Source organism: Streptomyces sp. NPDC007205, assembly GCF_040634095.1.
Lineage (GTDB): Bacteria > Actinomycetota > Actinomycetes > Streptomycetales > Streptomycetaceae > Streptomyces.
Window position 1 is genome coordinate 1 of the sequence record NZ_JBEYEW010000022.1, and the last position, 23,128, is coordinate 23,128.

The following is a 23,128-nucleotide window of genomic DNA, read 5'->3' on the forward strand; positions in this document are numbered from 1 at the left end:
CCTGCACGCGGATCAGACGCGCACAGCCAAGCCGAGGCAAGCGGTGTCAAGCATCAGGTGAAGCCACAACGTCAAGCATCAACCGAGACAAGACATCGCTCTGTGATCAGAGCGCGGTAAGACTTTCCCTACTTCATCTAGTGCCCACGCACGGCGCGGGCGCGCGCCGCCTCTGCGGCGCGACCCGCCTCCTGTCTGCGCCCCGGCTGGCCGCGCCCGGCGGCTGCGGGCATGAAGTGAGGGACACCCTCTATGGCGGGGGCGGTCGGCTCCACGGCTTTAGGCAGCCATTTTGGGGCGAGCCTCTAAGATCATGGCCCCAACGTCGTGCTTTACGGGCAGGTCCACAGACTGCCCTACTCGCCGGAAGCTTACAGGGCCATGATCACTCGCCCAAAGTAGCTCCAGACCAAAGCCGCTCCACCGACCGCTCTTCAAGTTTCACCATCACGCCTGTCGTTAGCCTGGCAGAATGCTGACGAGAAAGATGCGAGGAGGAAAGGTGGATAAATGGCCCCTCACGAAGTCGAAAGCTATGTGCGACAAGCCACTCGCGAAATTCAGGATGAGTACGAAAGGATTTCCTTCAGGGCAGCGGAAGATCCTGGAACTGCAGGCGACGAAGGGGAGGAGAATTGGGCGCATGTATTGCGCAGATGGCTACCTGCTTCGGTGCACGTGGTCACGAAAGGGAGACTTCTCTGCGCGGATGGATCCACAAGTCGCCAAGTGGACGTGATCGTACTCTCGGATAGCTATCCCGTAGGTCTGCTGAGTAAGAAAATGTATCTCGCCTCTGAGGTGCTAGCAGTCTTCGAGTGCAAGCTAACCCTCAAGAAAGCGCATGTCAGCGAGACGGTGAAGCGGGCCGCGGCTCTCAAGCGGTTACTTTATGAACAGCATGGCCGGGATATCATATACGGACTGGTCTCACATTCTCATTCATGGGGTTCTGATGATGTAGCAATCGACAAGATATCCAACCTCTTGAAGAAGTCGGACGCTCAACATGTCCAGCATCCGAATGAGGCGCTCGACATGGTATGTGTGGCAGATCTCGATACATGGATTTCGTACTGCATGCCTCCAATGGGAGATGGGGACGAAATGTTTACTTCCGGTTACGTGTCTTCCACTAAAGCACTGCGATCCACCGCCCGTAGGGAGAATGCTTTCTTCCGTTTACCGCCATCTAGCTTCGAAAGATAGGCGATTCATGGGCATGAATCTGTACTTCATGAGGGTGGGACTAAACGGATCGATGGCAGGTGAAAACCCACGCGAGTGGTCAAAGCCTGAACTCACTCGCGCACGCAAGAGAATTAAGACCTACTGGTAGGCGGCCCGAAGCGGGTCGAGCTACCGATGCGATCTACCGCCGAACAAGATGGAGCTATGGATCATCGACGCCCCGCCGAGCCGGTAAGGGGTGCGGGGTGAGTGTGCAACAGCGTGACGATGTCAACGCACAACCACAAATACGTGCGGACATCGATGGACCATCGCAGCAGTTGAGAGGCAGGCCAGCCCCAGGTCGGCCACGCGCCCAGGTTGCTTCAGTATGAAGCGGTCAACGTGGAACGCCCTGAAGGCGGAGTAAGAGGCGTCTCGCGGGCTGGGTGGCCATCCTATGTGTCATTTACCGTGGCCAGCTCAATTAGTGATGATATTGCCGCCAAGTGCCTCACGTGCTGCCGATGATGTCGCAGAAACAGCCCGCCTTCGACGATTGGCCGCATCGATAATGGCATCATTCGGTTCTTCTCCTTGACGCGCCGCCTGGATGGTCCTCAACTCACCGTACAGAGCCTTTCGCAGTTCACGCCCGCACTCTAGGACTTCCAGCGGCCCCTCGATCGATACGGCATTGATTAATGGGAGGAGGTTATTGGCTTCCCGCCAGGCTAAATCAAATAGCCTCTGGAAATCACCATCGCTGAGTTGTGCATCGTGAGTCTTGGTGATGGCGTCCACCACACTGCTTGCCTTGTCTAGGAAAGCCTTATAAGCGTCACGGCGCGCTTGGCGGAGTCCGGCGACTCTATTCTCGGCACGCTCCTCGCGCGCAAGGAGAATTGCGTGCTCATTCTGTAAGCGGATACTTCGCAGACTGATCAGAGCGGCCACCGCCGAGCCACCCAATGCTGCTGCGGCAGTGATTAGCGCAACGACCACGGTCTGATTCATGGAAGCCTCCGCTCTGCTCACATGCGGTGGCACCCCGGCCAGCCGTCCGATCAGCCTCGGGTCTTTGAAGCCTGGACACAAGACCGCTGCAGTCGACGGCGGCAGTCGGAAGCGAAGGCCCGACAAGGCCCAGCCTTCTCCAGGGTGCTTCGAGACGAAGGGGCCCTTGCCATCGGCATGCCAGATCCAGGCGGGCGCGCACCCGGCAGCTTGTCGCGGCGGTGGCGTGGACCCTGCTGGGCTACCAGGCAATGATCACGGGCATCCTCGATCAGTGCTGGGCCGTCCCTGGGCCGTGCGAGGTCGACCAACGCTGACAGTCAGCGCCCACGGGTGACCACCCCCACCCCGCTCTGGCCTGGGGCCCCGGAGATGATCTGCGACACTGGTCGTGTTATGCCTGCACCCGGAGAACTCACTTTCGTCGCCCCGCGCGGAGCCAAGAAGCCGCCGCGGCATCTCGCCGACCTCACGCCCGCCGAGCGCAAGGACGCGGTGGCCGAGATCGGTGAGAAGCCGTTCCGTGCCAAGCAGCTCTCTCAGCACTACTTCGCGCGGTACGCGCACGACCCGGAGCTGTGGACCGACATCCCCGCCGGGTCGCGCGACAAGCTGCAGGAAGCGCTGTTCCCGGAGCTGATGACCGTCGTACGGCATCTGTCCACCGACGAGGGAACCACCCGCAAGACGCTGTGGCGGCTGTTCGACGGGACCCTCGTCGAGTCCGTGCTGATGCGGTATCCGGACCGGGTGACGATGTGCATCAGCTCGCAGGCCGGGTGCGGGATGAACTGCCCGTTCTGTGCCACCGGGCAGGCGGGGCTCGACCGGAATCTGTCGACCGCCGAGATCGTCCACCAGATCGTCGACGGGATGCGGGCCCTGAGGGACGGGGAAGTGCCCGGGGGACCCGCCCGGCTGTCCAACATCGTCTTCATGGGCATGGGTGAGCCGCTCGCCAACTACAAGCGGGTCGTCGGCGCGATCCGGGCGCTGACCGATCCCGCACCGGACGGGCTGGGACTGTCGCAGCGCGGGATCACCGTGTCCACCGTCGGGCTCGTGCCGGCCATCCACCGGTTCGCCGACGAGGGCTTCAAGTGCCGGCTCGCGATCTCCCTGCACGCCCCCGACGACGAGCTGCGCGACACCCTCGTCCCCGTGAACACACGGTGGAAGGTGCGCGAGGTGCTGGACGCCGGGTTCGAGTACGTGGAGAAGAGCGGGCGCCGGCTGTCCATCGAGTACGCCCTCATCCGGGACATCAACGACCAGGCGTGGCGCGGTGACCGGCTCGGCCGGCTGCTCAAGGGCAAGCCCGTGCACGTCAATCTCATTCCGCTGAACCCGACGCCGGGGTCGAAGTGGACCGCCTCCCGGCCGGAGGACGAGAAAGCGTTCGTCGAGGCCATCGCCGCGCATGGTGTGCCGGTGACGATCCGGGACACCCGAGGGCAGGAGATCGACGGAGCCTGTGGTCAGCTGGCGGCCACCGAGCGGTAATCTGGCCACGTCCACATATCCTCAGTCCACATATCTTCATATTCCGACAGGGGAGCGCCACAGCGCTGAGAGTGCGGCGGACAGGGCCGCAGACCCTCTGAACCTCGCCCAGGTCATTCTGGGTAGGGAGTTCGGTCATCACTCAAGCTGTTGCGCCCTGCCCGGGTCTCCCCAGCGGAGCCCGGGCAGGGCCGCGTCTCTTCCTGGCCAACCCCAGGAGGACATCCAGTGCAGAACAAGACCTTCGTGGCCGTGGCGGTCGGGCTCGGCCTGATCAGCCTGTCCGCGTGCGGATCCGGTGACACCAAGCCGTCCGCGGACTCCAAGACGGTGACGCTCGTCAGCCACGACTCGTGGCGGATCTCGAAGAGCGTGCTGAAGGACTTCGAGCGTCGGACCGGGTACAAGGTCCGCAATCTCCAGGACGGCGACGCCGGGCAGGCCGTCAACAAGGCCATCCTGACCAAGGACAACCCGCAGGGCGACGTCTTCTTCGGCGTCGACAACACCCTGCTCTCCCGGGCCCTCGACAACGGGCTGTTCCAGCCGTACACGGCCAAGGGGCTCGACAAGGTCGGCAGCCAGTACCAGCTCGACCAGGCCAAGCACCGGGTCACGCCGATCGACTACGGCGACATCTGCGTCAACTACGACAAGGCGTACTTCAGCAAGCACAAGCTGACCCCGCCGCAGTCCTTCGCGGACCTCGCCAAGCCCCAGTACAAGAACCTCCTCGTCACCGAGAACGCGGCCACCTCCTCGCCCGGCCTCGGCTTCCTGCTCGGCAGCGCAGCCCAGTTCGGGGATGGGGGCACCTCCCGCCCGAGCGAAGCCGGGAGTGGGGGAGGCTGGCAGGACTACTGGAAGAAGCTCAAGGCCAACGGCGTGAAGGTCGTCGACGGCTGGGAGCAGGCCTACTACCAGGAGTTCTCCGGGTCGTCGGAGGGCAAGAAGGCCGGCGGGGACCGGCCGCTCGTCGTGTCGTACGCCTCCTCGCCGCCCGCCGAGGTGATCTACGCCAAGAAGCGGCCCAGCACCGCACCGACCGGCGTCGCGACCGGCACCTGCTTCCGGCAGATCGAGTTCGCCGGGCTGCTCAGCAACGCCAAGAACCCCAAGGGCGCCAAGGCGTTCATCGACTTCCTGGTCTCCAAGGAGTTCCAGGAGGACATGCCGCTGAACATGTACGTCTACCCGGTGGTGCAGGGCGCGAAGGTCCCCGCCGAGTTCACCGAGTACGGGCCGGCCGCCGAGCACCCCGAGACCATGGCGCCCGGCAAGATCGCCGCCAACCGTGACCAGTGGGTCAAGTCGTGGACCTCGCTCGTACTGAAGTAGTCCCCCGCAAGGACCGCGCGGGGAGCGCGGCGCGGCTCGGGCTCATGGCCCTGCCCGTCGCGTTCTTCGCGCTGTTCTTCGCCTGGCCCGTCGCCGCGATCGTCGCGCGTGGGCTGAAGGTGGACGGCGCCTGGCAGTTCGGGCGGCTCGCGGACGTGGTCACGCAGCCGGACATCCGGCACGTGCTGTGGTTCACCACCTGGCAGGCGCTGGCTTCCACCGCGCTCACCCTGCTGCTCGCGCTGCCCGCCGCCCATGTCTTCGCCCGCTTCGACTTCCCGGGCAAGCAGCTGCTGCGGGCCGTGGTCACCGTGCCGTTCGTGCTGCCGACCGTCGTCGCCGGCAGCGCGTTCCTCGCCCTCGTCGGACACGGCGGGCTGCTCGACGAGCTGTGGGGCGTACGGCTGGACACCACGGTGTGGGCGATCCTGCTGGCCCACGTCTTCTTCAACTACGCGGTCGTGGTACGGACCGTCGGCGGACTGTGGTCCCAGCTCGATCCCCGGCAGGAGGAGGCGGCCCGGATGCTGGGCGCGTCTCCGTGGCACGCCTGGCGGAAGGTGACGCTGCCCGCCCTCGCGCCCGCCGTGGCCGCCGCCGCGCTGATGGTGTTCCTGTTCACCTTCACCTCCTTCGGCGTCGTCCAGATCCTGGGCGGCCCCACCTTTTCCACCCTCGAAGTGGAGATCTACCGACAGACCTCCGAGGTCTTCGACCTCTCCACGGCCGCCGTCCTCACCCTCGTCCAGTTCGTCGCCGTCGGCGCGATCCTCGCCGTGCACGCCCGGACCGTACGGCGAAGGGAGAGCGCACTACGGCTCGTGGACCCGAAGGCGACCACCCGCCGGCCGCGCGGCGGCGGGCAGTGGGCGCTGCTCGCCGGGGTGCTCGTCACCATCGCCCTGCTGCTCGTCCTGCCCCTCGCCGTGCTCGTGCGGCGCTCCCTCGACGCGCCCGGCTTCGGCTACTACCGGGCGCTCGCGCACTCCGACGGCGGTACGTTCCTGGTGGCGCCGGTGCACGCCGTGTGGACCTCGCTGCAGTACGCCGTCGCCGCCACCGCCGTCGCCGTCGTGATCGGAGGTCTCGCCGCCGCCGCGCTGGCCCGCAGGGACGCCGGACGGCTGGTGCGCGGCTTCGACGCGCTGCTGATGCTGCCGCTCGGCGTGTCCGCCGTGACCGTGGGCTTCGGATTTCTGATCGCCCTCGACAAGCCGCCGCTGGACCTCAGACAGTCCTGGATGCTCGTCCCGCTCGCCCAGGCGCTGGTCGGCGCCCCCTTCGTCGTACGGACGATGCTGCCGGTGCTGCGCGCGGTGGACGCACGGCTGAGGGAGGCCGCCGCCGTGCTCGGGGCCTCTCCCTGGCGGGTGTGGCGGGAGGTGGACCTGCCGCTGGTGCGGCGGGCGCTGCTGGTCGCGGCCGGGTTCGCGTTCGCCGTCTCGCTCGGTGAGTTCGGGGCGACCGTGTTCATCGCCCGGCCCGACAACCCCACCCTCCCGGTCGCCGTGGCCCGGCTGCTCAGCCGCCCGGGAGACCTCAACTACGGCCAGGCGATGGCCCTTTCGACGATTCTGATGGTGGTGTGCGCCGCCGCGCTGCTGGTCCTGGAGCGGCTGCGCACCGACCGGACGGGGGAGTTCTAGATGCTGCCGGCCCGACGGGGGAGTTCTCGATGCTGCTGAGCCTCGATGCCGCGACCGTGCGCTTCGGCGGGCGGGCCGTGCTCGACGCGGTCGATCTCGATGTCGCCGAGCACGAGGTGGTGTGTGTGCTGGGCCCCAGCGGCAGCGGGAAGTCGACCCTGCTGCGGGTGGTCGCCGGGCTCCAGCCCCTCTCCGGCGGACGGGTGCTGCTCGGCGGTCGCGACCAGTCGGGCGTTCCCGCGCATCGGCGGGGCGTCGGCCTGATGTTCCAGGACCACCAGCTCTTCCCGCAGCGGGACGTCGGCGCGAACGTGGCCTTCGGGCTGCGCATGCACGGGGTGGGGAAGAGTGAACGGGACGCCGAGGTGGGCGAGTTGCTGGAGCTGGTCGGGCTGCCCGGGGCCGCCCGGCGGGCCGTGGCCTCCTTGTCCGGGGGCGAGCAGCAGCGGGTGGCCCTCGCCCGGGCGCTCGCGCCCCGGCCCCGGCTGCTCATGCTGGACGAGCCGCTCGGCCAGCTCGACCGCTCGCTCAGGGAACGGCTGGTCATCGAACTGCGGGAGCTGTTCGGCCGGTTGGGCACCACCGTGCTCGCCGTGACCCACGACCAGGGTGAGGCGTTCGCGCTGGCCGACCGGGTGGTGGTGATGCGGGACGGGCGGATCGCGCAGTCCGGTACGCCGCTGGAGGTGTGGCAGCGGCCCGCCGACGCGTTCGTGGCCCGTTTCCTCGGCTTCGACAACGTGGTCCCGGCGACCGTCGCGGGGACGGTCGCCGACAGCCCCTGGGGCAAGCTGCCGGTGCCCGAGGGCTCCCCGCAGGGCGCCCGCAGCCTGCTGGTCCGGCCCGCCGGGGTACGGCTCGTGGCGGCCGACACCGGTCTGCCCTGCACGGTGACCGCCCGCACCTTCAAGGGCACCCATGTCGCCGTCCACCTCCAGCCCCAGGACGGGCCGCGCCTGGAGGCGGCGTGCGCGCTGCGGGACGCGCCGGAGGTCGGGGGCGGGGTGGGTGTGGAGTTCGACGCGGCCGAAATCGTCGTGCTCGGCTGATCATCGGGCCCTTAGGGTGACGGCATGACTGTGCTCTCCCATGACCGCTACTGTGACGAAATCTCCCGTCAGACCGAGCAGTTGAGGGCCGTGGTGGCCTCTGGCGCCGATCTGTCCGCGACCGTGCCGACCTGCCCTGACTGGTCGCTGGAAGACCTCGTACGGCATATGGGCGGCGCCCTGCGGTGGGTGGAGACCCTGGTGCGCACCCGGGCCCAGGAGAACGTCCCCTACGATCAGGTGTCCCTCGGTGCCGGGCCAGAGGAACGGGGCGACGCGGTGGCGCTCGACAAGTGGCTGGCTCAGACCGGTGAGCTGGTCGTCGCGACGTTGCGCGAGGCCGGTCCGGACACCGCGGTGTGGAGCTTCTTCCCGGAGAAGGCCGTCTCCGGGTTCTGGGCCCGACGGATGACCCACGAGATCACCGTCCACCGCGCCGACGCGGCCCTCGCCGCCGGGCTCGACTACGAACTGTCACCGGAGATCGCCGTCGACGCGATGGACGAGTGGCTGGACTTCGGCGTCTTCCTCCAGCGGGTCCGCGGCCATGAAGAGGCCCTGCGCCTGGACGGGCCCACCCGCACCGTCCACCTCCACGCGACCGACGCCGACCCGGCCCTGAACGCCGAGTGGCTGGTGGAGTTCGGCCCCGACGGCGTGCGCTGGCGGCGCGGCCACGAGAAGGCCACAGTCGCCCTGCGCGGCCCGCTCACCTCGGTGCTGCTGGCCTTCTACCGCCGGCTGCCGCTGGACAGCCCCGGCCTCGAAGTCCTCGGTGAGCGGGAGGTGTTGGAGTTCTGGGTGGAGCGGGCGAGCTTCGGCTGAGCCGGGCGGAGAGACGACCGCGGCCCGTCCCCTGGGGATAGGAGGACGGGCCGCGGCGGTGTACGGAGGGCGAGGCGTCAGCCGTTGCCGCGTGTCCCACGACGGCGCATGCCGAAGTAGACCGCGCCACCGCCGACGACGACCAGCGCGCCCGCGATGCCTGCGATCAGGCCGGTGTTGGAGCTGGCACCGGTCTCGGCGAGGTTCGAGTCACCGACCGCCGGGGACGGCGCGTTGCTCGGCGCGGACGCCGGGGCGGAGCTGGACTCGGAGGCCGACGGAGTCGGGGTCGCCGACTCGGCCGGGGCGGACTTCGACGGCGTCGGCTTCGGTGTCCTGGCCGGCGGCTTCGGGGTCGGGCTCTCGGTCTTGCAGGCGGTGGACGGTGTCACCAGGTCGGGCTGGATGTCCTCGTCGACGCTCTTGTTGGCGGCCGTGATGTGCACGCGGTACGTCGCGCTCGGCTTCCAGTCGTCCGGGAAGGTGACCGGAGCGCCCTTCGCCGAGCCCTTGACCTTCTGCTCGCCCACCTTGGTCTCGACGCCACCGATGCCCTTGAGGAACACCGAGATGGTGGCGGGGGTGCGGGAGCCGTCGGTGTCGGTGACGACGATGACGCTCTTGTCGCCGTCGCACTTGGCTTCGGCCTTGAAGTCACGGATGGTGCACGCGAGCGCGGAGCTGGACAGACCCAGCACCACGGCGGCGGAGGCGGAGGCGACACCCAGGATGCGCACGGAACGGCGTGCACTACGGCGAGTTATGGACACGTTTGTCCTTTACAGGTGCATAACTGCGGGGGGCTGTGGGGGCGTTGGGGCTACGGATGAGGTGAGGCCCCATCACCCCCAGGAGGCTCACAGGTCTATAAGCGCTCCGTAAGCAGTGTCAATGCATATGCCGCTCAACTCAGTTGGCTTTACCTGCTTATTAACCGCCGCTGCGTTTGATCCCGGTTCAGCCCTGACCCTCGACCGCAGCCGGGTCCATCCACATGACCTCCCAGGTGTGGCCGTCGAGGTCGTCGAAGGCGCGGCCGTACATGAAGCCGTGGTCCTGGGTCGGGCCGCTCGCCGTGCCGCCCGCCGCGATCGCCTTGTCGACCAGCTCGTCGACCTTCTCGCGGCTCTCGGCGCTCAGACAGACCAGCACCTCGCTGGTCGTGGTCGCGTCGGCGATCTGCTTCTTGGTGAAGGTCGCGTAGAACGGCTTGGTCAGCAGCATCGCGACGATGGTGTCGCTGATCACCACGGAGGCGGCGTTCTCGTTGCTGAACTGCGGGTTGATCGTGTAGCCGAGCTCCGTGAAGAACTTCTTCGAGGCGTCGAGGTCGTTCACGGGCAGGTTGACGAAGATCATCTGCTGGTACATGAGGTTCTCGCTTCCGTGGTTCGCCTTGGGATCAGCGTGTTCGGCGGGGTAGACCCCGGGGCCCGGCAGAACTCATCGGCCGCAGGAGATTTCTTTGCGGCGGGCCGCTCAGCGGGCGACGGGGAGGGCCGCCAGGGCGGCGACGCCGAGTGTGAGCGGGCCGAAGACCGCCAGCAGGGCCGCCGCGCGGAGGGCCGCGGCCGCGCGCAGCATCGAGGCCGGAGCGCCGAGGCGGAGCAGCGCGGCGGTCGTGCCGGCCCGGCACTGGCGGGTCTCCACGGCCGCGGTGAGGAGGGTGGCGACCGTGCAGCCGGCGACGAACAGGGTGGCGAAGGTGGTCAGGGGGCCGAACGCCGGTCCCGAGCCGGTGTACGGGGTGGTCCTGGCGAGGCCGGCGGAGGCGACCGCGCAGACGACGCCCAGGGGGCGGCCGATCCGGGTGGCCTCCGTCATGAGGACCCGGCCGGCGAGGAGGCGGAGGGCGCCGGGGCGGGTGGACTGGAGGAGGCGGCCGCACAGGTGGGTGAGGCCGGGGGCGGCGAGGACGAGGCCGGATGCGGTGAGGAGCCAGCCGGTGAGTACGGCGAGGGCCGACCGGCCGGCGTACGCCTGGGCTGTCAGGCCGGTGGCGAGCAGGGCGACGCCCCAGGGGAAGCCGACGGGGGCGTCATCGGGGGGTTGTCCGCCGAGGTCGGTCCGGTCCGCGTCCGGAGTCGGGGGCTCGGGGGCGGTCGCGCCGTCCGGCGCCGGCGGGGTGCCGCCTTGCCCGGGGTCGGGAGCCGCCCCGGCGGCACGGCTGCCCGCGGGCTGAGCGCCAGGGGGCTCGCCGTCGCTTCCGTTCTGTCGGCCGAACCGGGCGTCGAACCGGGCACCGAACCGTGCGTACGCGCCGAACGTCTCCCGGGCCATCGAGCCGTAGGCCCCGAAGCGGCCGTACCTGTGGTGGGCCGGGGTGGCGGGAAGGGGGTCCTTCGGGCGCAGGGCCAGGACCACCGTTGCCGAGGCGAGGGCGGGGGGCAGGGTCAGCAGGGTCAGGGCCGCGGGGGCGGGCAGGGGCCGGTCCGCTGCCAGGACGTCCGCCGCCGCGCCGTCGAAGGGCATGCCCGTCAGGTCGCCGCGCAGGAGGAGGAAGACCAGCAGCGCCAGCAGCGAGCCCAGGGTGCAGGAGAGCGCCGTGGTCAGCGCGGAGACGGCCATCAGGCGCCCCGGGCCGAGGCCCACGGCGGACAGGCCGGGGCGTGGCCGGGTGCCGGGGTCGGTACGGGCGACGGCGAGCGCCAGGTACACCGTGGCGGCGAGCGGCACCGTGCACCAGGCCAGGCGCAGCGTGGCGGCGTCCGCGGACCCGGGCTGGTTCAGGGCGTAGCCGAGGCAGGACAGGAGCAGGAAACCGGTGCCTGCCGAGGCCGCGGCCACCAGCAGACGGCGCAGCTGGACGGCGGGGCGTCCGGCACGGCTCAGACGGAGAGCGACCACGCGGCGCGGCCCTCCGTGTCGGGTGCCTCCGGCAGGTGTACGGTGCGCACGCTCCGGCCGTCCAGCAGGCCCACGGCGCGGTCGGCGAGGGCGGCGGTCTCGGGGTCGTGCGTGGCGAGGACCACGGTGATGCCGTGCGAGCGGGCGGCCGAGATGAGGGTGCGCAGGGCCTGGATGCGGTCGGCGCGGTGCAGCGGCGCCGTCGGCTCGTCGGCGAAGAGGATCATGGGGGCCGCGGCCAGCGCCCGGGCGATCGAGACCCGCTGGCGTTCGGCCTGCTGGAGTGCGTGCGGGCGGTTGCGGGCCTTCTCGCCGACGTCGAGCCGCTCCAGCCACTCCAGCGCGGCGACCTTGGCCCTGCGGCGGCCGGCACCGCGCAGCATCAGCGGGAGCGCGACGTTCTCCCAGGCGTTCAGCTCGGGGACCAGGACGGGCGCGGAGTCGATCCAGCCGAAGCGGTCCCGGCGCAGCCGCTCCCGGCGCATCGGGCCGAGGGTGTGCAGGGGCGTGCTGTTGAACCACACCTCGCCGTGCCGCACCGGCAGCAGGCCGGACAGACAGCGCAGCAGGGTCGTCTTGCCGCTGCCGCGCGGGCCGGTGACGGCGACGATCTCGCCCTCGCGCACGGCGAGCGCGACCCCGGCGAGCCCGGGCGACCCGTCGGGGTACCTGAAGTGCAGCGAACGTGCCCAGAGCACGTCGTTGTCCGGCGGGGCCTCCATACGCGTACCTCGGTTCTGGTCCGTTTTTCCCTGTCTGGTCCCTCGTGCGGGGGAACGAAGGCTGGGCCGATCGGTCACTGGAACGCTAGGACAGGTCCCCCGCGGCAGCCCGGACAGCACACGGCCCCGGGCCGCCGTTCCCACTCGAACGGAGGCACCGGGGCCGGTGTCGATCAGCCAGTCGGATGATCGGACCTTCCGGGGAAGGTTCAGAGCTTCGTCCACGCCTCCGTGAGGGTGGCGCGCAGGATCTGCTCGATCTCGTCGAAGGTCTCCTGGTTGGAGATCAGCGGCGGGGCGAGCTGGATGACCGGGTCGCCGCGGTCGTCGGCACGGCAGTACAGGCCGTTGTCGAACAGCGCCTTGGAGAGGAAGCCGTACAGGACCCGCTCGGTCTCCTCGTCGTTGAAGGACTCCTTGGTGTGCTTGTCCTTCACCAGCTCGATGCCGTAGAAGAAGCCGTTGCCGCGGACGTCGCCGACGATCGGCAGGTCGTGCAGCTTCTGCAGGGTCTGCAGGAAGGCGCCCTCGTTGTCCAGGACGTGCTGGTTGAGGTTCTCGCGCTCGAACAGGTCGAGGTTGGCGAGACCCACCGCGGCCGACACGGGGTGGCCGCCGAAGGTGTAGCCGTGCAGGAAGGTGTTGTCGCCCTTGTAGAACGGCTCGGCGAGCTTGTCGGAGATGATGCAGGCGCCGATCGGGGAGTAGCCCGAGGTCATGCCCTTGGCGCAGGTGATCATGTCCGGGACGTAGCCGAACTTGTCGCAGGCGAACATCGTGCCCAGGCGGCCGAAGGCGCAGATGACCTCGTCCGACACGAGCAGGACGTCGTACTTGTCGCAGATCTCGCGCACGCGCTGGAAGTAGCCGGGCGGCGGCGGGAAGCAGCCACCGGCGTTCTGCACCGGCTCCAGGAAGACCGCGGCGACGGTCTCCGGGCCCTCGAAGAGGATCTGCTGCTCGATCTGGTCGGCGGCCCAGCGGCCGAAGGCGACCGGGTCGTCACCGAAGAGCGGCGCGCGGTAGATGTTGGTGTTCGGCACCTTGTGCGCGCCCGGGACCAGCGGCTCGAAGGGGGCCTTCAGGGCCGGCAGGCCGGTGATGGACAGGGCGCCCTGCGGGGTGCCGTGGTAGGCGACCGCACGGGAGATGACCTTGTACTTGGTCGGCTTGCCCTGCAGCTTGAAGTACTGCTTGGCGAGCTTCCAGGCGGTCTCGACGGCCTCGCCGCCGCCCGTGGTGAAGAAGACCTTGTTCAGGTCGCCCGGGGCGTGGTCGGCCAGGCGCTCGGCCAGCTCGACGGCCTTGGGGTGGGCGTAGGACCACACCGGGAAGAAGGCCAGCTCCTGGGCCTGCTTGAAGGCGGTCTCGGCGAGTTCCGTACGGCCGTGACCGGCCTGGACCACGAACAGACCCGCGAGACCGTCGAGGTAGCGCCTGCCCTTGTCGTCGTAGATGTAGGTGCCCTCACCCCTGACGATGGTCGGGACGGGGGAGTTCTCGTACGAGGACATGCGGGTGAAGTGCATCCACAGGTGGTCGTACGCGGTGCGGCTGAGGTCCTTGGTGCTCACGGTTATCGGGTCCTCACGGTTATCGGGTTCCCCACATGTAGGTCTGCTTCTTCAGCTTCAGGTAGACGAAGCTTTCGGTGGAGCGCACTCCGGGCAGGGACCGGATGCGTTTGTTGATGACGTCCAGCAGGTGGTCGTCGTCCTCGCAGACGATCTCCGCGAGGATGTCGAACGAGCCCGCGGTCATCACCACGTACTCGACTTCCGACATGCCGGTCAGCGCGTCCGCGATCGACTCGACATCGCCCTCGACGTTGATCCCGACCATCGCCTGCCGGCGGAAGCCCACGGTGAGCGGGTCCGTGACGGCGACGATCTGCATCACGCCCTGGTCCAGCAGCTTCTGCACGCGCTGGCGCACGGCCGCCTCCGACAGGCCGACGGCCTTGCCGATCGCGGCGTACGGCCGGCGGCCGTCCTCCTGGAGCTGCTGAATGATGGCGAGGGAGACGGCGTCCAACTGGGGAGTGCCGTTCCTGGACTCGCGGGAGGAGTCCCTCTGGTCTGCGCTTCGACTGGCCACGACCTCACTGTGCACGACGTCTCGATAGTTTCGCAAGGCCCAATCAATGAAATCCGTTGTTTCTGACTGCATGTCTTGCGGATTTCGCAGAAGTGCGGGCAGTGGGGGTGTTGAAAACGTGGGCCCGGCGGCTAGGGTGGGTGTCTCAGTGAGTGGACGTAAAGAACCTGATCAGGAGGCCGGCAGTGAGCACCGAGCTGCGTCGTCTGCGCAACTACATCGACGGTGAGTTCCGGGACGCCGCCGACGGACGGACCACCGAGGTGGTCAACCCCGCGACGGGCGAGGCGTACGCGACCGCGCCGCTGTCCGGCGAGGCGGACGTGGACGCCGCCATGGAGGCCGCCGCCCGCGCCTTCCCGGCCTGGCGCGACACGACCCCGGCCGAGCGGCAGAAGGCCCTCCTCAAGATCGCCGACGCCTTCGAGGAGCGCGCCGAGGAACTGATCGCGGCCGAGGTGGAGAACACGGGCAAGCCGACCGGGCTCACCCGCTCCGAGGAGATCCCGCCCATGGTCGACCAGATCCGCTTCTTCGCGGGCGCGGCGCGACTGCTGGAGGGCCGCTCGGCCGGCGAGTACATGGAGGGGATGACCTCGATCATCCGCCGCGAGCCGGTCGGCGTCTGCGCCCAGGTCGCCCCCTGGAACTACCCGATGATGATGGCGGTGTGGAAGTTCGCCCCGGCCATCGCCGCGGGCAACACGGTCGTCCTCAAGCCCTCGGACACCACCCCGGCCTCCACGGTCCTGATCGCCGACATCATCGGCTCGATCTTGCCCAAGGGCGTCTTCAACGTCCTCTGCGGCGACCGCGAGACCGGCCGCCTGATGGTCGAGCACGACATCCCGGCCATGGCCTCCATCACCGGCTCGGTCCGCGCCGGCATGTCGGTGGCCGAGTCGGCGTCGAAGGACCTCAAGCGGGTCCACCTGGAACTGGGCGGCAAGGCCCCGGTCGTCGTCTTCGAGGACACCGACATCGCCAAGGCCGTCGAGGACATCTCCGTCGCGGGCTTCTTCAACGCCGGCCAGGACTGTACGGCCGCGACCCGCGTCCTCGTGCACGAGTCCATCCACGACGAGTTCGTGTCGGCTCTCGCCAAGGCCGCGTCCGAGACCAAGACCGGCCAGCCGGACGACGAGGACGTCCTCTTCGGCCCGCTGAACAACCCGAACCAGCTCAAGCAGGTCTCCGGCTTCATCGAGCGCCTGCCCGCGCACGCCAAGGTCGAGGCGGGCGGCCACCAGGTCGGTGACAAGGGCTACTTCTACGCCCCGACCGTCGTCTCCGGCCTGAAGCAGGACGACGAGATCGTCCAGAAGGAGGTCTTCGGCCCGGTCATCACCGTCCAGTCCTTCTCCGACGAGGACCAGGCCGTGCAGTGGGCCAACGGCGTCGAGTACGCCCTCGCCTCCTCGGTGTGGACCAAGGACCACGCGCGTGCGATGCGGATGTCCAAGAAGCTCGACTTCGGCTGCGTGTGGATCAACACGCACATCCCGCTGGTCGCGGAGATGCCGCACGGTGGCTTCAAGAAGTCCGGGTACGGCAAGGATCTGTCGGCGTACGGGTTCGAGGACTACACGCGGATCAAGCACGTGATGACTTCGCTGGACTGAGCGTCTGCCGGGTTCGGTCGTCTTCCGGGTGCGGGTGCGGGTGCGCCGCCAGGGAGCCGGTCCTGACCGGCGTTCATGGGCGCGGCACCCGGACGGGTCACCTCCCCGTCCGGGTGCCGCGCTGTGTCACGCCCCTGCGACGAACTCCGGTTGCTGGCCGGGCAGTTCGAGCCGGGAGGTGGGTGTCCGGGTGCGTCGTGAAGTCGGGGTGGGTGCGGCGCCGGCCGGACGGGCCCGGCAAGGCCGGCCGCTCCCGGGCGAAGGTCCCGCTGAGCGGGCCCGAGTGGAGCGGCCGGCAGGGGATCACGCCGGTGCCGGTGCCCCGCCGGAGCAGGGCGCGGCCGAGGCGTTGGGGCTGGCGGGGAGCTAGGCCATGTCGTCTAGGCCCTGGCCGGTGCGTGAACGGCCTTGATCGACAACCTGTCGGACCGGCGCGCGCATGCTCGACGCAGCGTCGATTGTCTCCTCACCGCGCCGGGCGGCATCCTTCCGGGGTGCCCCAGACTTCCTCTCGTACGTCCGTGCCGTCCCGCCGTTCCCTGCTGCGCGCCCTCGGCGGCACCGCCGCGCTCGGTGCCCTCGCCGGCTGCGGGGTGCCCGCCGCCTATGTCGCGCCCGGCGACCGGGCCGTGGCCGACGAGTCCGCGGCCGACAAGAAACTGACCTGGGCGAACTGGCCGCTGTACATCGACACCGACGACGACAACCCCAACCGGCGGCCCACACTTGAGGCGTTCGAGAGGCGCACCGGGATCCGGGTCGACTACGTCGAGGAGATCAACGACAACGACGAGTTCTTCGGCAAGATCAGCCCCGCGCTGATGAATCACCAGTCCACCGGCCGCGACCTGATCGTCATCAGTGACTGGATGTGCGCCCGGTTCGTCCGGCTGGGCTGGGTTCAGGAGATGGACCGCGCCCGCCAGCCGAACGTGGCCAAGTACCTTGACCCGCTGCTCCGTTCGCCCGCCTTCGACAAGGGCCGCCGGTTCACGGTGCCCTGGCAGTCGGGCATCACCGGCATCGCCTACAACCGCAGGAAGCTGGGCCGCGAGATCCGGCACGTCAAGGACCTCTGGGCGGGCGACCTCAAGGGCCGCGTGACGCTGCTCTCCGGCCTGGACGAGTCCTTCGCGCTGCTGATGCAGGGCAACGGCGTGGACATCACCAGGTGGACGGCGGACGACTTCCACCACGTCTGCGACGAGGTGGAGCGGCAGGTCCACCGCGGCCAGATACGCCGCTTCACCGGCAACGACTACACCAAGGACCTGGTCAGCGGGGACGTGCTGGCCTGCCAGGCGTACTCCGGCGACGTCATCCAGCTGCAGGCGGACAACCCCGACATCCGCTTCGTCGTACCCGAGGAGGGCGCCGAGCTGTGGTCGGACTCCCTGATGATCCCCAACCGGGCCCGCCACAAGGCCAACGCCGAGCGCCTGATCGACTCCTACTACGACCCCGCCGTCGCCGCGAAGCTGGCCACCTGGGTCAACTACGTCTGCCCGGTCCCGGCCGCCAAGGAGGTCCTGGCGGCATCGAAGGACAAGGACACCGCCGCCCTCGCGGACAACCCCCTGGTCTTCCCGGACACCGCCATGCGGTCCCGCCTCGCCATCGCCCGCGACATCACCTCCACGGAGCGGGTGGAGTTCGCGCAGCGGTGGAACACGATCGTGGGTCTTTAGGGCGCCGGGGAGTGCGGCGGGAAAAGGGTTGAAGGCATGATCATCAGGCTGGTAGCTTCCCGTTGACCGTGACACCGTCCGAGGAGGTGAGACCCATGAACGCGGTATCGACGTGGGTGCTCCCCCTTCCCGTCACGGCCGGCGACTGACGCAGGTGTCGCCGGGAGCGCCTCGACCACAAGGCACTCCCGAAGGGCAACACCTCATGCACTCTTTCAAGTTCACTTCCGAGTCGTCGTCGAACGGCATGGTCGAGCGCGACTTCACCGTGGGCGATGTCCCCGGAGTTCTCTGGTCGCCGGCTTCCGGCGCCGATCGCGCGCCCCTGGTCCTGATGGGGCACGGCGGCGGCAACCACAAGAAGCACCCGGCGATGACCGGCCGGGCCCGACTCCTCGTCACCGGCTGCGGCTTCCACGTCGCCTGCATCGACGCGCCCGGTCACGGCGACCGGCCGCGCACGGCGCACGACGAGGAGGAAATCGCGGAGCTGTTCCGGGCGAGGGCGGCGGGCGAGCCGGAAGGCCCGATCGTCGTCCGCTACAACGCCCACCTGGCGGAGCTCGCGGTGCCCGAGTACCTGGCGACCCTGGACGCCCTCCAGGAGCTCCCGGAGATCGGTACCGACGGGCCGGTCGGCTACTGGGGCATCAACATGGGTACCGCCATCGGCATACCGCTGGTGGCCGCGGAACCACGGTTCACGGCCGCGGTCTTCGGCCAGCACTGGCCCGACGTCCTGGCCGAGAAGGCGAAGCAGATCACCATCCCGATCGAGTTCGATCTGCAGTGGGACGACGAGCACATCTCCCGCGAGGAGGGGCTCGCGCTGTTCGACGCCTTCGCCTCGCAGGAGAAGTCGTTGCACGTGAACTCGGGCAAGCACAAGGAGCTGCCCCGGTTCGAGGCCGACAGCGCGGTCCGGTTCTTCGCCCGTCACCTCGGCCGGCCAGCCACCTCGCCGGCCTGACGCGGGCATGGCCACGGTCCCGGCCCGGGGTCGGGGTCGGGACCGCGTGTCCGGTCGAGCCGAGCCCGGCGGCGCCGACGCAGCCGTCGGCGCTCGGCTCTTCCCGCACCGCCCGGACCTCCGGTTCCGCCACTGCGCGAGCTTTCAACGGCACACGGCACACGGCACACGGCACACGGCACACGGCACACGGCACACGGCACACGGCACACGGCACACGGCACCAGGGACCAGGCATCAGGCACAGACCTCCGACGGCGCGGCCGACCGGGCCCCGGCAGCGCCGCCGGAGGTCGACACGTCCATCGCCGTAGCTCGCGCCGGCGCCCCCGCGACGAGGAGAAGGCCGGTTTGATGTCCCACAAGATGCGGAGGCGGACGTACGCGTGATCTGCTGCCCGGAAGCCGGCCCGTTCACCGGCCGACGCCGGCCTGTCCGACCGGCACCCGTGGAGGAGGCCCCGGCATGACCACCGCGATCGTCGTCGGCGGCGGGCCCAACGGGCTCACCGCTGCCGCCCTCCTCGCCCAGGCCGGCCTGGACGTCTCCCTCCTGGAGGCCGCCGACGAGGTGGGCGGCGGCACCCGCAGCGAGGAGGCGATCCTGCCCGGCCTGCTGCACGACCACTGCTCCGCCATCCACCCCATGGCCGTCACCTCGCCCGCGCACCGGGCGCTGGACCTCGCACGCCACGGACTGCGCTGGCGGCTGCCGGACATCGACTGCGTCCACCCCCTGGACGACGGCACAGCGGGCGTGCTGCTGCGCTCCGTGCAGGACACCGCCCGCATGCTCGGGCCCGACGGCCCGCGCTACCGGCGCCTGCTGGAGTCCTCGGTGCGCCACTGGGACGCGCTGAGCCAGGACGTGCTGGGCCCGCTCCTGCGCATCCCGTCCCACCCCTTGCTCCTTGCCCGCTTCGGCCTGCCCACCACACTCCCCGCCACCGTCCTCGCCCGCCTCTTCTCCACCCCGCGGGCCCGGGCCCTGTGGGCCGGCGTCGCGGCGCACTCCTTCCGGCCGCTGTCCGAGCCGCTGGTTTCGGCCATCGGCCTCGGCATCCTCGTCGCCGGTCACGCTGCCGGATGGGCCGTAGCCGAGGGCGGCTCGCAGAACATCGCCCGCAGTCTGGAACGCGCGCTGCGCTCCCACGGAGGCCGGATCCACACCGGCGTCCGCATCACCCACCACACACAGATCCCGCCCGCCGACGTCACCCTCCTCGACCTCGCCCCCGCACAGATCGCCCGCATCTACGACGACCGGCTGCCCAGCCGGGTGCGCAACGCCTACCGGCGCTTCCGCCCCGGCCCCGCCGCCTTCAAAGTGGACCTGGCCGTCGAAGAAGGCGTGCCGTGGACGAACGAACACGCCCGGGAGGCCGGGACCGTGCACCTCGGCGGCACCCTCGCCGAGATCGCCCAGGCGGAACGGGACGTGAACCGCGGGCGCATGCCCGAACGGCCCTTCGTCCTCGTCGGCCAGCAGTACCTGGCCGACCCCAGCCGGTCCGCCGGCCGGGTCCACCCCGTCTACGCCTACGCCCATGTCCCGCACGGATACGACGGCGACGCGACCGAAGCCGTCATCGGCCAGTTCGAACGCTTCGCCCCCGGCACCCGGGACCGCGTCGTCGGCCTGCGCACCACCTCACCCGCCGACTTCGCCACCGCCAACCCCAACTTCGCCGGCGGCGACATCGTCACCGGAGCCGAGACCGTCCCGCGACTGGTCCTCGGACCGAGGCCCGCTCTCAACCCCTACTCCACCGCCCTGCCAGGAGTCTTCTGCTGCTCCGCCGCCACCCCGCCGGGACCCGGAGCGCACGGCATGTGCGGCGCCGGGGCAGCCGCCGCCGCACTGCGCCACCTCCGCAAGAACGCCCGTGCGTGCACGGCTGATTGATGCATGGTTGCCGACGTGTCCGTGCTCCTACGATGGAAGCCACCGTCGGGGGAGGGTGGACGTGACACGCAGTACGCCGCAGGGTGCCGGGCGCCGGCTGGAGGACGGGATCGCGTGGGCGGTCCGGAACGCCGACGGGATCGTGGCGATCGTCGTCGCCGTGGTCGTCGGGCTCATGGACGTCCTCAACAACAACATGGACAGCAACATCGTCTCCGGCGCCACCCTGCTGGTCCTCGCCGCGCTGGTGTACGGCGGGCTCACCGAGCGCCGCCGGCGGCTGGCCGACATCCGGGCCGCGGCCGCCGGGACCAGCCGGGCCATCGAGGACCTGGCGATGGTGCGCACGCTGTCCGGCGCCGAGGTCGCGCTCGCGCACGAGCGGGCCCGGAGCGCCACCACCCGCTGGGTCTTCAAGGGCGGCACCGGCACCTATCTGCGGGCCGTCACTCTGCCCGAATGCGTGCTGGAGGCACAGCGTCAGCGGCGCTCGCTCAGCATGAAGATCGACATCATCAACCCCGCCGACGACCAGGTGTGCACCGCGTACGCCCGCTTCCGGAGCACGTTCGGCGGCGGCTTCGGCGAGTGGACCGTCGAGCGCACCCGCAAGGAGGCGTACGCCACCGTCGTCGCCGCGAGCTGGCACCGGCAGCGCCTGGACACCCTGGAGATCGACGTCCACCTGTCCTCGGTGGCACCGGCCCTGCGGTTCGACCTCTCGGACACCTGCCTGATCATCACCCAGGACGACCCGAGCCGGGTCGGTCTGTACGTGGAGCGGGACCGGCCGCTGTACGACTACTACGTCACCGAGCTGCACCAGAGCCGCGAACAGGCGGTCAAGCTCGATCTGCGCGAGGCCGTCCCCCTCGCCGACGAGCCCACCGTCGACGAGGTCAGACGCCTGCTCGACCGGCTCGGCCTGCCACTTCCGTCGAGCTTCACCGATCGTGACGTCGGCGACATCATCGACAAGGCGCTGCGCGCGGAGAACCCGTACCGCAGGTGAGCGTCGTGTTCCGGCCAAGGGGGATGGAACATGGACTACCCGGCCCTGGAACGGGCCGCCCGGCGGCACGCCACCGCCGAGCTGATCCGACACGCCACAGCGGAACTGGACCGGATCGCCTCGGGCCGCCGCGCCCTGCGCGCGGTCCGCCATCCCCTGGGGTTCGTCTGCTTCCCCGTCCTGCGCGACGGCGGCGACGGCGTCTGCGTCCACGTCTTCCGCACCCCGGAGGCGGAACCCGACCGGACCGCCCCCCAGGTGCACTGCCACAGCTGGGACCTGACCAGCACCGTGCTGTACGGCCGGCTCGGCAACCGGCGCATGCACATCGAGGAGGACGCCGGCGCGGCCACCCACCGGATCTTCGAGGTGCTCAGCGATCCCTCGGGCGTCGACGAACTGCGGCCCACCGAGCGGCTGGTGCGCTGCCGGCCCGGCGCCGAGCACACCAGCGCGCCCGGCCAGACCTACGCCCTCCCGGCAGGCGAGTTCCACACCACCGTGGTGCCGGACGGCCGCCCCACCGCCACCCTGGTGCTGGGGCGGACCCTGCCCGGCCGGGTGGACCTCTCGCTGGGCCCGCTGTCCGCGCCGGGGCACCGCATGGTCCGCAGCACGTGTGACGCGACCCAGACCGCCCGGATCGCTCGGGCCGCCCTCAGGAGGATCCATGAGCCCGAACCCTGACCCCGGCTACAGCAGTGAGCACCGAACGGCCGTGACCGCCGCCGAGGAGGCCGGGGCACTGCTGCGGTCCAGCTTCCCCGACGGCTTCGCCGCACGGCAGAAAGGTGAACTCGGCGACGTCGTGACCGACTTGGACGTAGCCGCCGAGAAGCTGGTGATCGGACGGATCCGCGCCCGCTTCCCGCGCGACCGCATCCTGGCCGAGGAGTCCGGCGAACTCAGCGGCGACGGCGACGACGACGGCCGCACCTGGCTCATCGACCCCCTCGACGGCAGCAACAACGTGGTCATCGGGCTGGCGGTCTACGTCGTCGGCATCGCGTTGTGTGTCGATGACACGCCCGTCGTGGGGGTCGTCCACGATCCGATGACCGGCCGTACGTGGTCCGCCCTGCGGGGCGGTGGGGCGCGGGGTCCGGGCGGGCGGCTCGCCGTGGCCGCGCGGGGCCGCCCGCTTCCGGCCGCCGGGCCGCTGCTGGCCTGGACGCAGGGCCACGGCGTCTCCCGCGACGACCCGGTGGCCTGCGCCCTGCGGCACACCCTCGAACTCCGCTCCCGGCGCCTGCTCCAGCTCTGGGCGCCCCTGGTGGCCTGGGCGATGCTGGCACGCGGCGACATCGACGGCTTCGTCGGCTACCGCGCGGAGGCGATCGACCTGCCCGCCGGTGCGCTGCTCGCCCGCGAGGCCGGCATCGCCCTGCGGCACCTCGACGGCGCCGAGTTCGCCGGCGGCTTCGGCGGCCCCGACGCCGGACGGTCCTTCGTCGCCGGCCGCCCGGAGATGCTGCCGCACCTGCTGGACCTCGTCAGCTCGTTCTCTTCCGGCACCGAGCACATCCACACGGCGGAAACCGCCCCGACAGGCCCAGCGGCGCCGCGTCCTCCGGCGGCCGGTACGTCCTCGCCGGCCCCCACCACGTCCGGTCCCCGTCCCGGGAGACCCTCAGCGTGAGGTAACCCTGATCGGCGTTTCGTCACCTCAGTGGGTGGTCATAACGTATGACCCCCTTGAAGGTCGCCACGCGATGC

Annotated in this window: 20 protein-coding genes and 1 riboswitch; of the genes, 13 read left to right on the forward strand and 7 right to left on the reverse strand. The window is 69.8% G+C overall.

What is annotated here, in order from left to right; genetic code table 11:
• The first annotated feature begins 510 nt into the window (after positions 1-510).
• On the forward strand, positions 511-1,209 hold the full coding sequence (locus ABZ624_RS29180; RefSeq protein ID WP_360095257.1) for a DUF6602 domain-containing protein: 699 nt from the start codon (positions 511-513) through the stop codon (positions 1,207-1,209).
• A gap of 444 nt (positions 1,210-1,653) precedes the next feature.
• On the opposite strand, the gene ABZ624_RS29185 is transcribed toward ABZ624_RS29180, so the two are convergent.
• The gene (locus ABZ624_RS29185) at positions 1,654-2,187 is read right to left on the reverse strand and encodes a hypothetical protein (protein ID WP_360095259.1); all 534 of its coding nucleotides are present in this window, start codon (positions 2,185-2,187) and stop codon (positions 1,654-1,656) included.
• Positions 2,188-2,583: 396 nt separating this feature from the next.
• Here ABZ624_RS29185 and rlmN point away from each other — a divergent pair, with 396 nt between their 5' ends.
• From rlmN to ABZ624_RS29210, 5 genes are all read left to right on the forward strand, one after another.
• Positions 2,584-3,690, forward strand: a complete 1,107-nt coding sequence (rlmN, locus tag ABZ624_RS29190; protein ID WP_360095262.1) for a 23S rRNA (adenine(2503)-C(2))-methyltransferase RlmN — start codon at positions 2,584-2,586, stop codon at positions 3,688-3,690.
• 38 nt (positions 3,691-3,728) lie between these two features.
• Positions 3,729-3,837: riboswitch (TPP riboswitch) on the forward strand.
• Positions 3,838-3,918: 81 nt separating this feature from the next.
• The gene (locus tag ABZ624_RS29195) at positions 3,919-5,028 is read left to right on the forward strand and encodes a thiamine ABC transporter substrate-binding protein (RefSeq protein ID WP_360095265.1); all 1,110 of its coding nucleotides are present in this window, start codon (positions 3,919-3,921) and stop codon (positions 5,026-5,028) included.
• Positions 5,029-5,072: 44 nt separating this feature from the next.
• Positions 5,073-6,674 (forward strand): iron ABC transporter permease, encoded by a 1,602-nt coding sequence (locus ABZ624_RS29200; RefSeq protein ID WP_360095268.1) that lies wholly within the window; start codon positions 5,073-5,075, stop codon positions 6,672-6,674.
• Positions 6,675-6,703: 29 nt separating this feature from the next.
• Positions 6,704-7,723, forward strand: a complete 1,020-nt coding sequence (locus ABZ624_RS29205; protein ID WP_360095271.1) for an ABC transporter ATP-binding protein — start codon at positions 6,704-6,706, stop codon at positions 7,721-7,723.
• Positions 7,724-7,747: 24 nt separating this feature from the next.
• The gene (locus ABZ624_RS29210; protein ID WP_360095274.1) at positions 7,748-8,548 is read left to right on the forward strand and encodes a maleylpyruvate isomerase family mycothiol-dependent enzyme; all 801 of its coding nucleotides are present in this window, start codon (positions 7,748-7,750) and stop codon (positions 8,546-8,548) included.
• Positions 8,549-8,625: 77 nt separating this feature from the next.
• On the opposite strand, the gene ABZ624_RS29215 is transcribed toward ABZ624_RS29210, so the two are convergent.
• The 6 genes from ABZ624_RS29215 to ABZ624_RS29240 all read right to left on the reverse strand — a co-directional run bounded on the left by ABZ624_RS29215 (position 8,626) and on the right by ABZ624_RS29240 (position 14,229).
• Positions 8,626-9,285, reverse strand: a complete 660-nt coding sequence (locus ABZ624_RS29215; RefSeq protein WP_360095277.1) for an LAETG motif-containing sortase-dependent surface protein — start codon at positions 9,283-9,285, stop codon at positions 8,626-8,628.
• A 220-nt stretch (positions 9,286-9,505) separates the two neighbouring features.
• Positions 9,506-9,919, reverse strand: a complete 414-nt coding sequence (locus tag ABZ624_RS29220; protein WP_360095280.1) for a VOC family protein — start codon at positions 9,917-9,919, stop codon at positions 9,506-9,508.
• A gap of 108 nt (positions 9,920-10,027) precedes the next feature.
• Positions 10,028-11,395, reverse strand: a complete 1,368-nt coding sequence (locus ABZ624_RS29225) for a hypothetical protein (protein ID WP_360095283.1) — start codon at positions 11,393-11,395, stop codon at positions 10,028-10,030.
• Positions 11,377-12,117, reverse strand: coding sequence for an ATP-binding cassette domain-containing protein (locus tag ABZ624_RS29230; RefSeq protein WP_360095286.1), 741 nt, complete (start codon positions 12,115-12,117; stop codon positions 11,377-11,379). The genes ABZ624_RS29225 and ABZ624_RS29230 overlap by 19 nt, the downstream gene beginning before the upstream one ends.
• A gap of 209 nt (positions 12,118-12,326) precedes the next feature.
• A complete protein-coding gene (locus ABZ624_RS29235) occupies positions 12,327-13,691 on the reverse strand; it encodes an aspartate aminotransferase family protein (RefSeq protein ID WP_360095289.1) in 1,365 nt (454 codons plus the stop codon).
• Between the two features lie 19 nt (positions 13,692-13,710).
• The gene (locus tag ABZ624_RS29240) at positions 13,711-14,229 is read right to left on the reverse strand and encodes an Lrp/AsnC family transcriptional regulator (protein WP_360095292.1); all 519 of its coding nucleotides are present in this window, start codon (positions 14,227-14,229) and stop codon (positions 13,711-13,713) included.
• Positions 14,230-14,399: 170 nt separating this feature from the next.
• On the opposite strand from ABZ624_RS29240, the gene ABZ624_RS29245 reads away from it, so the two are divergent.
• The 7 genes from ABZ624_RS29245 (at position 14,400) to ABZ624_RS29275 (ending at position 23,051) form a co-directional block, all read left to right on the forward strand.
• The gene (locus ABZ624_RS29245; RefSeq protein ID WP_360095295.1) at positions 14,400-15,836 is read left to right on the forward strand and encodes a gamma-aminobutyraldehyde dehydrogenase; all 1,437 of its coding nucleotides are present in this window, start codon (positions 14,400-14,402) and stop codon (positions 15,834-15,836) included.
• A gap of 494 nt (positions 15,837-16,330) precedes the next feature.
• Positions 16,331-17,524 (forward strand): extracellular solute-binding protein, encoded by a 1,194-nt coding sequence (locus ABZ624_RS29250; protein ID WP_360095298.1) that lies wholly within the window; start codon positions 16,331-16,333, stop codon positions 17,522-17,524.
• Between the two features lie 205 nt (positions 17,525-17,729).
• Complete coding sequence (locus ABZ624_RS29255; protein WP_360095301.1) at positions 17,730-18,494, forward strand: alpha/beta hydrolase; 765 nt, start codon at positions 17,730-17,732, stop codon at positions 18,492-18,494.
• A gap of 466 nt (positions 18,495-18,960) precedes the next feature.
• A complete protein-coding gene (locus ABZ624_RS29260; protein ID WP_360095304.1) occupies positions 18,961-20,400 on the forward strand; it encodes an NAD(P)/FAD-dependent oxidoreductase in 1,440 nt (479 codons plus the stop codon).
• Positions 20,401-20,461: 61 nt separating this feature from the next.
• Positions 20,462-21,412 carry a hypothetical protein gene (locus ABZ624_RS29265; RefSeq protein WP_360095307.1) on the forward strand — a complete coding sequence of 317 codons (951 nt, stop codon included), beginning with the start codon at positions 20,462-20,464 and terminating at the stop codon, positions 21,410-21,412.
• 30 nt (positions 21,413-21,442) lie between these two features.
• Positions 21,443-22,099 carry a hypothetical protein gene (locus tag ABZ624_RS29270; RefSeq protein ID WP_360095310.1) on the forward strand — a complete coding sequence of 219 codons (657 nt, stop codon included), beginning with the start codon at positions 21,443-21,445 and terminating at the stop codon, positions 22,097-22,099.
• The gene (locus ABZ624_RS29275; protein ID WP_360095313.1) at positions 22,083-23,051 is read left to right on the forward strand and encodes an inositol monophosphatase; all 969 of its coding nucleotides are present in this window, start codon (positions 22,083-22,085) and stop codon (positions 23,049-23,051) included. Before ABZ624_RS29270 ends, ABZ624_RS29275 begins: the two co-directional genes overlap by 17 nt.
• The last annotated feature ends 77 nt before the right edge of the window (positions 23,052-23,128 follow it).